This window comes from Marinobacter sp. LM1 (assembly GCF_042763285.1).
GTDB lineage: Bacteria > Pseudomonadota > Gammaproteobacteria > Pseudomonadales > Oleiphilaceae > Marinobacter > Marinobacter nauticus.
On the sequence record NZ_CP114373.1, the window covers coordinates 1,168,813 to 1,180,746 of the forward strand.

Annotated in this window: 12 protein-coding genes; 11 read left to right on the forward strand and 1 reads right to left on the reverse strand. The window is 53.8% G+C overall.

From position 1 onward, the window contains the following. Positions 1-24 precede the first annotated feature (24 nt). From OZ656_RS05435 to OZ656_RS05445, 3 genes are all read left to right on the forward strand, one after another. Positions 25-1,233, forward strand: coding sequence for an ABC transporter substrate-binding protein (locus OZ656_RS05435; RefSeq protein WP_014420872.1), 1,209 nt, complete (start codon positions 25-27; stop codon positions 1,231-1,233). Positions 1,234-1,344: 111 nt separating this feature from the next. Beyond that, complete coding sequence (locus tag OZ656_RS05440) at positions 1,345-2,232, forward strand: branched-chain amino acid ABC transporter permease (RefSeq protein WP_106762237.1); 888 nt, start codon at positions 1,345-1,347, stop codon at positions 2,230-2,232. Positions 2,233-2,234: 2 nt separating this feature from the next. Beyond that, entirely contained in the window at positions 2,235-3,230 is a 996-nt protein-coding gene (locus tag OZ656_RS05445; protein WP_113878808.1) for a branched-chain amino acid ABC transporter permease, read from the forward strand. Position 3,231: 1 nt separating this feature from the next. Here OZ656_RS05445 and OZ656_RS05450 read toward each other — a convergent pair whose 3' ends face one another. Further along, the gene (locus OZ656_RS05450; RefSeq protein ID WP_278349872.1) at positions 3,232-3,954 is read right to left on the reverse strand and encodes an SGNH/GDSL hydrolase family protein; all 723 of its coding nucleotides are present in this window, start codon (positions 3,952-3,954) and stop codon (positions 3,232-3,234) included. A gap of 470 nt (positions 3,955-4,424) precedes the next feature. On the opposite strand from OZ656_RS05450, the gene OZ656_RS05455 reads away from it, so the two are divergent. The 8 genes from OZ656_RS05455 to OZ656_RS05490 all read left to right on the forward strand — a co-directional run bounded on the left by OZ656_RS05455 (position 4,425) and on the right by OZ656_RS05490 (position 11,105). After that, positions 4,425-5,276, forward strand: a complete 852-nt coding sequence (locus tag OZ656_RS05455) for a site-specific integrase (RefSeq protein ID WP_153739832.1) — start codon at positions 4,425-4,427, stop codon at positions 5,274-5,276. Further along, on the forward strand, positions 5,276-6,400 hold the full coding sequence (locus tag OZ656_RS05460; protein ID WP_153739831.1) for an IS91 family transposase: 1,125 nt from the start codon (positions 5,276-5,278) through the stop codon (positions 6,398-6,400). Before OZ656_RS05455 ends, OZ656_RS05460 begins: the two co-directional genes overlap by 1 nt. A gap of 821 nt (positions 6,401-7,221) precedes the next feature. Next, positions 7,222-7,911: a hypothetical protein gene (locus OZ656_RS05465; protein ID WP_303293868.1), complete on the forward strand. Its 690-nt coding sequence runs from the start codon at positions 7,222-7,224 to the stop codon at positions 7,909-7,911. 329 nt (positions 7,912-8,240) lie between these two features. Beyond that, positions 8,241-9,185 carry an IS5 family transposase gene (locus OZ656_RS05470; RefSeq protein WP_303293872.1) on the forward strand — a complete coding sequence of 315 codons (945 nt, stop codon included), beginning with the start codon at positions 8,241-8,243 and terminating at the stop codon, positions 9,183-9,185. Positions 9,186-9,618: 433 nt separating this feature from the next. After that, positions 9,619-9,864, forward strand: coding sequence for a hypothetical protein (locus OZ656_RS05475; RefSeq protein ID WP_158011873.1), 246 nt, complete (start codon positions 9,619-9,621; stop codon positions 9,862-9,864). A 121-nt stretch (positions 9,865-9,985) separates the two neighbouring features. Further along, positions 9,986-10,342 carry a hypothetical protein gene (locus tag OZ656_RS05480; RefSeq protein WP_379945035.1) on the forward strand — a complete coding sequence of 119 codons (357 nt, stop codon included), beginning with the start codon at positions 9,986-9,988 and terminating at the stop codon, positions 10,340-10,342. 69 nt (positions 10,343-10,411) lie between these two features. Continuing rightward, on the forward strand, positions 10,412-10,750 hold the full coding sequence (locus OZ656_RS05485; RefSeq protein ID WP_379945036.1) for a hypothetical protein: 339 nt from the start codon (positions 10,412-10,414) through the stop codon (positions 10,748-10,750). A 73-nt stretch (positions 10,751-10,823) separates the two neighbouring features. Continuing rightward, entirely contained in the window at positions 10,824-11,105 is a 282-nt protein-coding gene (locus OZ656_RS05490; RefSeq protein ID WP_379945038.1) for a hypothetical protein, read from the forward strand. The last annotated feature ends 829 nt before the right edge of the window (positions 11,106-11,934 follow it).

The window sequence follows — 11,934 nt, forward strand, 5'->3', positions numbered from 1 at the left end:
CAAGACAGTAGCGGAGAAACAACAATGACAATGATGAAAAAGCTTCTGACCTCAGCCGTTGCATCAGCTCTGATGGCCAGTGGTGCCCAGGCGGCAATCTCGGACAACACCGTAAAAATTGGCTACCTGGCCGATATGTCCGGTACCTATCGAGACCTGGCCGGCCCCAATGGCCTGACTGCCCTGGAAATGGCGATCAAGGATTTTGGCGGCACCGTCAATGGTGCCAAGATTGAAGTGGTAAGTGCTGACGACCGCAACAGCCCGGACACCTCCTCCAGCACCGTTCGCCGCTGGGTGGAAAACGACAAGGTGGATCTGGTGGCCGGTATGGTGGCTTCCTCGGTGTCCATCGCCGTGAGCAAGATCCTGGAAGAGAACGACCGGCTGGGCATCATTTCCGGTTCGGCGGCTTCCAGCATCACCAACGAACACTGCACACCCAACCACATTCACTATGTGTACGACACCTATCCGCTGGCCAATGGTACGGCCAGCGCTGTGGTGAAAGAAGGCGGCAAGACCTGGTATCTGCTGACCGCCGACTACGCCTTCGGCCACGCTCTGGAAGCCGACGTTACCCGCGTGGTTGAGGCCAACGGCGGCGAGATTGTGGGCAGCGTGCGCCATCCGTTCCCGACCCAGGATTTCTCTTCGTTCATCCTCCAGGCCCAGGCCTCGGGAGCGGATGTGGTCGGCCTGGCGAATGCCGGTGCGGACACCACCAACGCCATCACCACCGCCAGTGAGTTCGGGGTAACCCAGGCGGGCCAGACACTGGCGGCGTTGCTGTTGTTCCTTACCGACGTCCATGCCCTCGGTGCGGAAACCGCGCAAGGCATCCAACTGACGACCGGCTGGTACTGGGACATGAACGACGAAACCCGCGAGTGGTCTGATCGCTTCATGAAAGAAACCGGCGTACGCCCGACCATGGTTCATGCCGGCATTTACTCCAGCACCATGCAATACCTGAATGCGGTGGCTGCCACCGGCTCGGATGATGCCCAGACCGTGCGCAAGCAGATGATGGATACACCCATCAACGACATGTTTGCCAAGAACGGCAAAATCCGGGTAGACGGCCGTATGGTGCATGACATGTACCTGGCGGAAGTGAAAACCCCGGCGGAGTCCAAGAATGAATGGGATCTGTACAAGATCCTGCGGACGATTCCGGCGGATGAAGCCTACCGCCCGCTCTCTGAGAGCAAGTGCAAGCTGGTGAACTAAGCAACGGGGAATTACCCGGTGCCCGGTCTCTAAGCGCGACCGGCGCCGGGTACCCGCCCGGACGAACACCCCAACAAAAACAACGTCTGCGCTGCTTGTGGAGTTAGCAACATGACCATGATTTTCGGCGTCCCCCTTGCTGTGCTGTCTGGCCAGCTGCTGATCGGGATTATCAACGGCGCCTTCTACGCCCTGTTAAGCCTTGGCCTCGCGGTTATCTTCGGTCTGCTGAAGATCATCAACTTCGCCCATGGCGCCATGTACATGCTCGGTGCTCTGGTCACCGTGGTTCTGTTTGACCTGCTGGGCGTCAATTACTGGGTCGCGCTCTTCGTCGCTCCCGTACTGGTTGGCGCTTTCGGTATGCTCATCGAATACTTCCTGCTCCGGCGCATTGCCGGCCAGGATCATATCTACAGCCTGCTGCTCACCTTCGGGGTGGCCCTGATCATCCAGGGCGTGCTCACCAATATCTACGGCGTGTCCGGGCTTCGATATTCCATGCCGGATTTGTTCAAAGGCGGCATCAACCTCGGCTTCATGTTCCTGCCGTACTACCGGGCCTGGGTGATCGTGGTGGCCCTGCTGGTGTGTTTTGGCACCTGGTTCATCATCGAGAAAACCAAACTGGGCTCCTACCTCCGGGCAGGCACAGAAGACTCACAGCTCATGCAGGGCTTCGGCATTAACGTACCCTTGCTGGTGAGCCTGACCTACGGATTCGGCGTCATGCTGGCGGCTTTCGCCGGTGTGCTGGCGGCACCCATTTATTCGGTAACTCCGGTGATGGGGTCCAACATTCTCATCGTGGTCTTTGCGGTGGTGGTGATCGGGGGCATGGGCTCCATTGGCGGGGCCATAATCACGGGCATCCTGATGGGCGTGATCGAAGGCCTCACCAAAACGTTTTACCCGCCGGCGTCTTCGGCCGTTATCTTCCTGGTGATGGTCCTGGTGCTGATGATCCGACCCACCGGCCTGTTCGGTAAGGAGGCATAATCATGAACCAGCCTGTTAATCCTGCCGATATCCACAAAGCCATTGTCGAGCAGCAAAAGATCCAGGACCGCAAGAAACTGATGGTGAACGGCGTGCTGCTGCTGTTGCTGCTGGCCGCGCCCTTCGTGATGTACCCGGTCTTCCTGATGAAGATTCTGTGTTTTGCCTTGTTTGCGGTGGCCTTTAACCTGCTGTTCGGCTTTACCGGCCTGCTGTCCTTCGGCCATGCGGCCTTCCTGGCCACCGGAGGTTACACCACGGGCTACCTGCTCAGTAATTTCTCCGGCCTGACCACCGAGATGGGCATCATTGCCGGTACCGCCACGGCCACCTTGTTGGGACTGGCCTTTGCGTTACTGTCGATCCGCCGGCAAGGCATCTACTTTGCCATGGTGACCCTGGCATTGGCACAGCTGGTGTTCTTCTTCTTTGTGCAGTCGGAATTCACCGGCGGCGAAGACGGCATGCACGGCATCCCCCGGGGCGAGCTGTTTGGTCTGATCAATCTCGAAGACAACCTCAACATGTACTACTTCGTGCTGGTGGTGTTTATCGCCTGTTACCTGCTGGTGCAGCGCATTGTCAGCAGCCCGTACGGGCAGATCCTGAAAGCCATCAAGCAGAACGAACCGCGGGCGGTCTCGCTGGGTTATAACGTGGATCGCTACAAGATCCTGGCCTTTGTGATCTCCGCCGCGCTGGCGGGCCTGGCCGGCTCCATGAAATCCGTGGTGTTCCAGCTGGCGTCTCTCAATGATGCCCACTGGCATATGTCGGGCGAGGTCATCCTGATGACCCTGGTGGGCGGCATGGGTACGCTGCTTGGGCCGGTGGTGGGCGCCACCTTTGTGGTGAACATTGAATACCAGCTATCCCAGGGGCCCCTGCGCGACTGGGTAGACCCGATCCTCGGCGGCATCTTTGTGCTGACGGTACTGGCCTTCCGCAGCGGGATTGTGGGCGAGCTGCAGAAATTCATGCGCAAGAACCTGGGATGAGTTACGGGGGCGGCAGCCCCCAGTCCTGTTCGGCCAACGCCTGCGCGATAGCGCGGTAGCCCTTGTCGCTCGGGTGGTAGCCGTCCCGGGCGAGCAGGGCAGGGTCTGACACCGTGGGGTAACCCAGATACCGGAAATCGTCCGGGTTCCTTGCCGCAAGCACCTGATACACCCTGTCCAACTGCCGCGCCCGCCATCCCATAACCTGGCGCAGGGGTGCCGGCAAGGCCGAGAATTTGTCCATGGGCGGCACGCTGAGCAACGTAATGGGCGCCTGATACCGGGTTGCCAGGGTTTCGCGGAGCTGAATCAGTTGCCGGCGAAACCGGAACCGTGGAGTGAAACCGGTAGTGTCGTTTACCCCCATGCTCAGTAATACTGCATCTGCCGGTGGCAAGTCGGCGGAGCCCAGCGCATCAAGCAGCGCACCCAGCCGAATACCATTCACCCCAAAGGTAGACCAGCCAATACAGAGCCCGGTGCGTTGATGTAACTGCAACGCCAACTGGCTTGCCAGACCCTGGGCGTGGCTTTCAACCCCCACGCCCGCCGCAGTGGACTCGCCCAGCACCAGTAACCGAAAAAGGGGCTCTCCCTCCCCGTACTGGCCTGCGCAATCCCCAGTAGCCTCTGGCAGCCGTGGCGTCACCCGCCGGGTGCGCTTGCCCTGATAGAGCAACACCGGAAACAGCAAAGCCGTAGTCAGCCAGAAAGGCGCGTGCATAAAGGAGTCTCTTTCAGCGAGGGTAAAGCCCAAGTATTGCAGGATTCCCCCATGCCAAACCAGCCAGAAACAACATAAAGCCCGGAGTTATACGAACGCGTTCGCAAAACTCCGGGAAGGTACCGGGAAATGTTGCTAACCTTCTGATAAGTTTGAAAAGGAATATCGGGGCGTGCGGAGTTATACGCCCCCAATCTGGAGCAGGGGTGGCTCGAACGCGGGCGTATAACTCCGGCGGTAGCCGTGGTGGATTCAGGTAATTTGCTGATTTTATTGGTGAAGCTGAGGTTTGTTAGGGCCGAGATTTTTGGAGTTATACGAATGTGTGTTATACGAACGGGTTCGTATAATTAGCTGTTGAACTAAACCGCTCCGCGGTAGCGGTGATACTGAGAATCTCCCCGGAATGGAGGTGATTGGAGGATACTTTTGAATGGCCCAAGTGGGCTTTTCAAAGAGGAGATGCCGCCATGACCCCCTTACGTCAGGCTATGATCCAGACCATGCGTCAGCATGGTTTTTCCCCGCAGACCCAAAAAAGTTATCTCTATGTAGTCGCGGATCTGGCTCGATATTATCGTCGATCCCCGGACCAGTTGGAGGTCGGGGATCTGCAGACCTACTTTAATTACCTCGTCCAGGAACGTTCCCTGGCGCCGGCCAGTTGTCGGCTTTACCTGCATGGCATTCGGTTTTTGTATCTGCAGGTGCTGCATTGGGCAGACTTCGACGTGAACCTGGTGCTGCCCAAGCGACCACAGCGCATTCCTGAGTTACTGACTCGTCAGGACGTTGCAAGGATAGTGGGAGCCACCAAGAACCCCAAGCATCGGGCCTTGCTGTTGATCACGTATGGCTGCGGCTTGCGAGTGAGTGAAGCCGTGGCATTGCAAGTGAAGAACATCGACGGGGAGCGCCACCTGCTTCACATCCATCAGGGCAAGGGCGGTAAGGATCGCATGGTGCCCCTGACTGACGTGCTACTCGATGTATTACGAGCGTATTGGTGCCTTGGCCGCCCCGTACTCTGGCTGTTTCCGAGTGAAGTACTGGTTGGTCAGCACCTGACCGCCACCACGGCCCAGAAGGTTTATCGTCACTCCAAGCGACTCAGCGGCGTGCAAAGACGCGGAGGGATACACGCACTGCGCCACGCCTATGCGACCCATCAGCTGGAACATGGTGTACCGCTCAACGAGTTACAGAAATATCTTGGGCACAGTGATCTGCGCACCACGGAGCGCTACCTGCACTGGTTGCCGGGAATATCCTCACAAAACCGTTCGCCTGCGGACTTGATCGCGGATCTGGGAGGTGCGTGATGGCCGGTTCAGTTACGGTCCAGTCGGCACTGACCCAGTTCCTCTCGACCGACTCATTGGACCGCCACCGTCGCAAGGTGTGCAGCCGACTGATGGATTGCCGCACAGCCCGGATGGGCGGTATGGAAATGCGTTGTGATCACTGCAAAGCACGAACCGTGCATTACTACGGTTGCCGGGACCGGCATTGTCCGCAATGCCAGAGTCGGGCTAGCCAACAGTGGTGTGAGCGCCAGCGTCGATCGCTACTGCCGGTACCCTACTTCCACCTGGTGTTCACCGTGCCCCACGCCCTGAATGGCTGGGTTCAGGTGCACCCGGAAGTGGTTTACCGTCGCCTGTTTGAGTCAGTTTGGAATACGCTCAGTCAGTTTGGCCATAAAACCAAACACTTGCAGGGTGAGTTGGGCATGACAGCCGTGCTCCATACCTGGGGGCAGAATCTGAGTCGCCACGTTCACGTGCATTGCCTGATTCCGGGCGGGGTGCTCACAGAGGCCGGAGAATGGCATGAGGCTAAACATCAATATCTGTTCCCCGTCAGGGCCTTGTCCCGCCGCTTTCGCGGCCGCATGGTATCGTCCCTCAGACGATCGGTCAGAACCGGCGAATTGCACAGACTCACGGAGCCTCAAGCCATCGACGACGTACTCAAAAAAGTGATGCAGCAGGATTGGGTGGTTTACGCCCGCCCTTGTCTGAATCAGGCGGAGACGGTGGTGGATTACCTGGCTCGCTACACCCACCGCATTGCTATCAGTAACGGTCGTTTGTTGTCGCAGGACGGCGGCAGAATCATGATCCGCTATGTGGACTACCGGGAAGGAGGGCGCCAGAAGAGCCTGCAACTGGAAGGGGCGGAATTTGTTCGACGGTTCCTCATGCATATCCTGCCCAAGGGCTTTATGCGGATTCGTCACTTTGGTTATCTGAGTAACCGAACCCGACGTCGCAAGCTGACGGCCATTCGTCAGGCCCTTCAAAAGCCACCCGAGGTCGATGTTGAAGTCAAGAATGGCTCGGAGTCCCAACGCAGCTGGCCGTGCCCTCGATGCGAGGACGGTGTGGTTCATATGGTTCGGCAGATTCCCCGGTTTAAAACCGTGGGTAGAGTGACGGGTTAGCCGCTTTCCCTGGCGGCTTCCCGTGGGCGCTACAGTTCCTGAGGAGCTGGGTTGTGACTCGGGCTGAGGCTGGCAATGAAAGAAACAGAGGGGTAGGCTGATCCAAATCACCCAGGGATGAGGCATTTTATGGGGACCATCAGGACGATACGCACTTCCGCAGAGTACCTTTGCGGGCCTGAACCGCCATCCCGGTATCCGTTCAAAATTTACTTTACCCTTATACATTGTGTGCTGGCATTAGTGGCAGCGGCTTAGTCCAACCCACATTTAAAGGCCATGCTGCGCACGACCATTAAATGCTTCAGTGTTATAGCGGTGGGTTGATTGCATAGGGTTTTCTTGCCTTTTCTCGGAAGGTTACCCGAATATACTGTATATATAAACAGTCTTTTTCGGGTTTTGAAACCCGGTGCAAGAAAACAAATAGAGCGGATCGCCGTTGAACGCTCTCCCTGCTACCCTCAAGAGCCAAGCCAGACGGATAAGTCGCGCTTGATCCGTCTGGCTTGGCTCTTGAGGGAAGGCGGATCAATCGGCAATCGTGGTCGCCTTTGTTCCGTGCCTTCGCATCTTCGGTGCCCCCGCTGACTACTGGCCTGATAACTTCCCAGGGATGTCTGCAGAGTGTGGAGTGGTCTGTGAGTAGGGTGGAGTATGAGAGTCTTTCAGGACGGTCCGTATAACCACACGTTAAGTCGGACCCTGGCTGGCGCCAGTGCCGCTTAACATCCGTCGTTAACTAATATATGGTGAAGAATGCAATGTGGCTGAGGTCTGAGGAGGAAATAATAAAGCGTATTGTCGCTAATAGGACTGCTTTGGCAAACTCCGTCAGCTTTGCTCTTAATTCTGCATTTCCATACCCAGAGCATCAGTTTGCTAATGATGTGCTGGTATCTGTAAATGTGCCCCGCGCCCACCTAGGATTAGACCCGGAGCAGAAGCCGGGAGATATTGATCTTCTTCTTATACCATTTAATGATTACCGATATCATTTTGAGCGATCGGTTGCCATTGAAGTAAAAGTACTGCGTCCTACCATTGCAAAGCCCTCCAGAAATGTAAATTCAATGGGCTTTAAGCAGGCATCAGGTTTGCTGAGGGATGGATTTCCGGTCGTAGGGCTACTTCATATTGCTGTGCCAGAGGAAACTCCTGCCGAGTTTTGTTGGGATGTTCCTGTAATAGCCAATAATTTAGGGCCATATGGTGAGTTGGTTGAAACGGGAGAACGTGTGGCGATGGACCCTTTCCCAATAATTACTGCCCAGAGGCAAGAAGGGCGAATTAATGCATTGGATTTACCGATGGAGGCTGGGTTTAATTCTATTGGCCTCAATTTGTCACCTGACGGTGAAGGTTTTTCTGGTGGTACGATGGGGTTCGATAAAATGGGAAAGATAAATCCTCAAGTTTCTCAGGAGCTTTTGGAAGCTATTGAAGCATATTTGATTAATAACAGAGAACGTTTTAGTGAGGTTCGGTGGTTTGATAAGGGAGGTCGTTAACAAGGCCAAGCACGGCGACGCCTACTACATTGCGGCTTCGCCTCCATTTCGTAGCCGCGCATGTTGGCGGCGTTATAGCCCAAGGAGATTCGGTGCTGGTCTGGGATGAGGCAGATGTGCTATCCGTACTTGAGGTACTTCCGGAAGTGGAGCACGACGGTATTTGGCATAGGTACGTAGTCCAGAGGCATGGAATTGAGCTTACTGTAACTATTTACCAATATGACGCTGATGTTTGGTTTGAAATGCGATCATTAGGGAGGCTCTGAATAAGTCTCAAAATCAGCGATAATACGGTCATCGTCAACTGCACAGGATTCGTTGCCACCATGGATCAGATCACCTTCTCCGAAGCCGAGTACCAGACCAAGAAGCGTAAAACCCGCCGCGAGATTTTTCTGGAACGGATGGACAAGCTGATTCCGTGGAAGCAGTTGGAGAAGAAGGTAGCCCTATATTACCCCAAGGGCCAGACTGGCCGGCCACCGTATCCGCTGCCGACCATGCTGCGAGTCCACTGCATGCAATTGTTCTATAACCTCAGTGATCCTGCCATGGAAGACGCATTGTATGAGATCGAATCCATGCGCCAGTTCGCCGGCCTGAAGCTGGACCGATTGCCGGACGAAACCACCATTCTCAAGTTTCGTCATTTCCTGGAGCGCCATGGCCTTGGCAAGGTGTTGTTCAAAGAGGTGAACAAGCACCTGGAGAAAAATGGTTTGATGCTGCGTGAAGGCAGCATTGTGGATGCTTCCATCATTTCTGCACCAAGCTCCACGAAGAATGAAAGCGGCCAGCGCGACCCTGAGATGCGACAAACCAGAAAAGGCAACCAGTGGTACTTTGGCATGAAGATGCATATCGGCGTGGACGATACGCTCGGCTTGATCCACAGCATCGATACCACCGCTGCCAATGTCCACGACATCGTGTCCGCCGGCAACCTTCTTCACGGTGACGAGCTGCGCGTGTTCGGTGATGCCGGTTATCTTGGCATTCAAAAGCGGGATGAGCATAAAGATCGCCAAAATGTATCCTGGTTCATTGCCAAGCGCCCCGGTTCTCGTAAAAAACTGGACGACCGAAAGCTAAAGGCCGAGAAGCTCAAAGCCAGCGCCCGGGCCAAAGTGGAACACCCATTCCGGTACATCAAGCAGGTCTTTGGCTATAGCAACGTTCGCTATCGCGGCTTGGCCAAAAACAGTAACCGATTGCACTTGCTGGCTGCGTTCAGCAACCTGCTGATGGGTGAAAAATACCTGCTGTCGTAGGGTCAGTTCGCCTGTTTTCCGCCAAAACGGCGGGAAATAGGCAAAAATCGAACAAAACAGAGGGTGATAACGCCAAAATCGCGCTTGAATGGCTTTTTTTCGAGTTGAAAAGCGATTCAGCGATAAATCAGGCGTTAATCAGACCCTCCTTAGGCATTGAGAAGCCAATTTTCTCCATGCGGGTTACCGATTGCCCTGGTATAGCACGCAGGCTTGATTCTACTGGCGAGTATTTGGAGTTTGCCGCGTCAAAGTGTTTTGGTTCGCGCTATGACGGGGAGCAACCAATGCCTTATGGTGTCCGTGTATACATTAAGCCTATGATCAACGTGGCACTGTTCGGGTAGGTTATAACAAATCGATTAAGTTCGTTCCGGTTTGGCGGCCTCCACCAGACGCCCCTGTCGGGCCGCTTATCATCGGCGTTATGTCCATGAATAGACGCGTTATTTTTACAATAATTGGCACCATGGTAAGCGCGATCGTGTTCTGGAATGCGTTGGCCGAGGCTGTTGTGCTCTACGAAATGTGGGCGACTGGGGCATCCACGCGGGCGGAATTAGTAGATGACATGGGTTTAGGTATTCTGTTGCTCGTAGTGGTTCCACCGGGCACGATCATCCTGTCGTCGATCATTGCATGGGGAATTTGGCGGCATCTGAAGAAGCGACAGTTATAGCGCATAACCAGTTGTTGTAGTTCGTTTCGGGCCTTCGGCCCTACATCGGACGTCCATTTCGCTGCGCTGTATGAGCGCCGCTAAACGTCGGCGTTATGAGCCATGAGGGTTGCAGATAGACATGAAAAAGTGGCTTAAGGAAGCAGAAATCTCACTGGCAGAGGCCATCGAAGCGGCAAGGATTGGTGAAATCCCAGCCCAGAATCTCTATATGATTGCGCCGCTGATCTATTCCAAAAGAAACAACATAAAAAATGATGCTCTCGTTCAGGAAATGCTGGATCAGAATGATGAGCAGGTACAAAGAGACTGGGCATGTGATGAAAGGTCAAAGGATCAGTACAAGTTCCATTATGTTGCCTCATACCTCTTTTGTTTTGTGGTTGCCGGAAAGATAGGAGAAGCAAAATACGACGAGATTATGGAATACGTAACCAGCAAAATGGACCTATTCACCGATGATTACGGCCTCGAGTAAAGCTCATAACCAGGCCAGTCACGGCGACGCCTACTACATTGGGGCTTCGCCTCCATTTCGTAGACTCGCATGCTGGTGGCGTTAGCTAGCGAATTGCAAATGGACTTAAATGAAGAAATTGACTCTCTAAACCGGTTGTTCAAAAAGTACAAAGTCGAATATTCCGTACCGAGAGTCTACACCAGTCGAGACGCTGCTTCCGTCCGAGAAATGTTCAGGAGTGGAATGGGGTATGGTTTTTACGACTTGCTGATTTCCCAATCAAATGGGACTGCGGTTGAGGTTAATGACGAACTCGAAGTTAATGCAAGGCTTCACGCTTTGCTTGACTCAATAAGAATGAAAATCGATAAATATCCGGAATATAAGGTTTATAAGAAACCTAAGAAAAAACGAAAGAAAAGCTAGCAAGTGGTCAACGGGACGCCAACTACAATGCGCTCCGTCGGCGCCCATTACCAGTGGCATTATGGGAAACTCTATGCAAACTACTAGCGAATTTGAAAGCAAGGAGTCTGGCCTTGGATATGGTGGCTGGCTTCGTTGTTTTCGGGTATTCAATGGTATTAATTGGGGGGTAGGAGTATTGGTGGTTCTGGCGCTGAGTTTTGTAGCGATCATGCTTATATATTATTTATATATGCGAGGTTACGTTAGTGAAAAGCCAGCACCGATCCTATTTGGTATTATTTATTATGTGGTCTGTTCCTCTTATTTTAATCGCTCAAAGCGAGTTGCTTCATACTATGGTGTCAATTCTTGAAGCCCCACATAACGCGCAGGCACAGCGACACCTAACTGCATTGCGGCTTCGCCTCTCTTCCAAAGCCGCGCATGCTGGCGGCGTTGTGCATCTACGTGCCTAGGATTTGATTAAAATGGATCGCATATCTGATAGGGAGCCATCGCGGGTTATAGTCTTGATGGCTTGCTTATGGTTTCCCATCTCATTGGCTCTGATCAACGGGCACTGGTTGCTCTCGGTCTTTTTCCTGGTCGGAATCTGGTTTTTTCCTGTCTATTTTTGGAAGGTTAAAGAGGTATATTTCTCGGAGCAGGCGATTAAGGTCAAGCGAGGAAAGGGTTTTGTGGAGATTCCACTCAGCAAAATTCAGTCTGTGAAGCACAATCCACAATTTTTCCGTGGTTGTTATAAGGTGGTATTCAAGGATCGATCTCCGCTGGGGAGGTATATTCTTTTTTCGGGCAGGTCTGTACGTGGACTAATTTTCTCCAGAAAGCACCCGGGCTTCAGAGCTTTCCTTGATGCCATCAATACAAGTACAGGTAAGGAGCGGCATTGACGTCGCGCCCCTGCTGTAAGCGAAAAAAGTTACGGAAAGCAGACTCTAAGGATAGGCGTATGAAGTGGTTGTTATCTATACAGCTGTGTTGTTCGGCCTCTGGCATGTGATTGATTTAAATGCCGGTACTGTTTTGGAAAGTGTTGTTGCTCCCCTCGCTTTTGCCCTTGTACTGATAGCGTTTCTGGTGTGGCTTTCTGTCAAAGTTGGTGGGTCTCGATCTTCGTCAACCGGTGGACTTCGAAAGGCAGTACTTCACAACACTATCAAGCGTCTAGTAAACCGTGG

Coding starts and splice junctions, on each gene's coding strand:
- OZ656_RS05435 (WP_014420872.1), top strand. CDS start 25: ATGACAATGATGAAAAAGCTTCTGACCTCAGCCGTTGCATCAGCTCTG.
- OZ656_RS05440 (WP_106762237.1), top strand. CDS start 1,345: ATGACCATGATTTTCGGCGTCCCCCTTGCTGTGCTGTCTGGCCAGCTG.
- OZ656_RS05445 (WP_113878808.1), top strand. CDS start 2,235: ATGAACCAGCCTGTTAATCCTGCCGATATCCACAAAGCCATTGTCGAG.
- OZ656_RS05450 (WP_278349872.1), bottom strand. CDS start 3,954: ATGCACGCGCCTTTCTGGCTGACTACGGCTTTGCTGTTTCCGGTGTTG.
- OZ656_RS05455 (WP_153739832.1), top strand. CDS start 4,425: ATGACCCCCTTACGTCAGGCTATGATCCAGACCATGCGTCAGCATGGT.
- OZ656_RS05460 (WP_153739831.1), top strand. CDS start 5,276: ATGGCCGGTTCAGTTACGGTCCAGTCGGCACTGACCCAGTTCCTCTCG.
- OZ656_RS05470 (WP_303293872.1), top strand. CDS start 8,241: ATGGATCAGATCACCTTCTCCGAAGCCGAGTACCAGACCAAGAAGCGT.
- OZ656_RS05475 (WP_158011873.1), top strand. CDS start 9,619: ATGAATAGACGCGTTATTTTTACAATAATTGGCACCATGGTAAGCGCG.
- OZ656_RS05480 (WP_379945035.1), top strand. CDS start 9,986: ATGAAAAAGTGGCTTAAGGAAGCAGAAATCTCACTGGCAGAGGCCATC.
- OZ656_RS05485 (WP_379945036.1), top strand. CDS start 10,412: ATGCTGGTGGCGTTAGCTAGCGAATTGCAAATGGACTTAAATGAAGAA.
- OZ656_RS05490 (WP_379945038.1), top strand. CDS start 10,824: ATGCAAACTACTAGCGAATTTGAAAGCAAGGAGTCTGGCCTTGGATAT.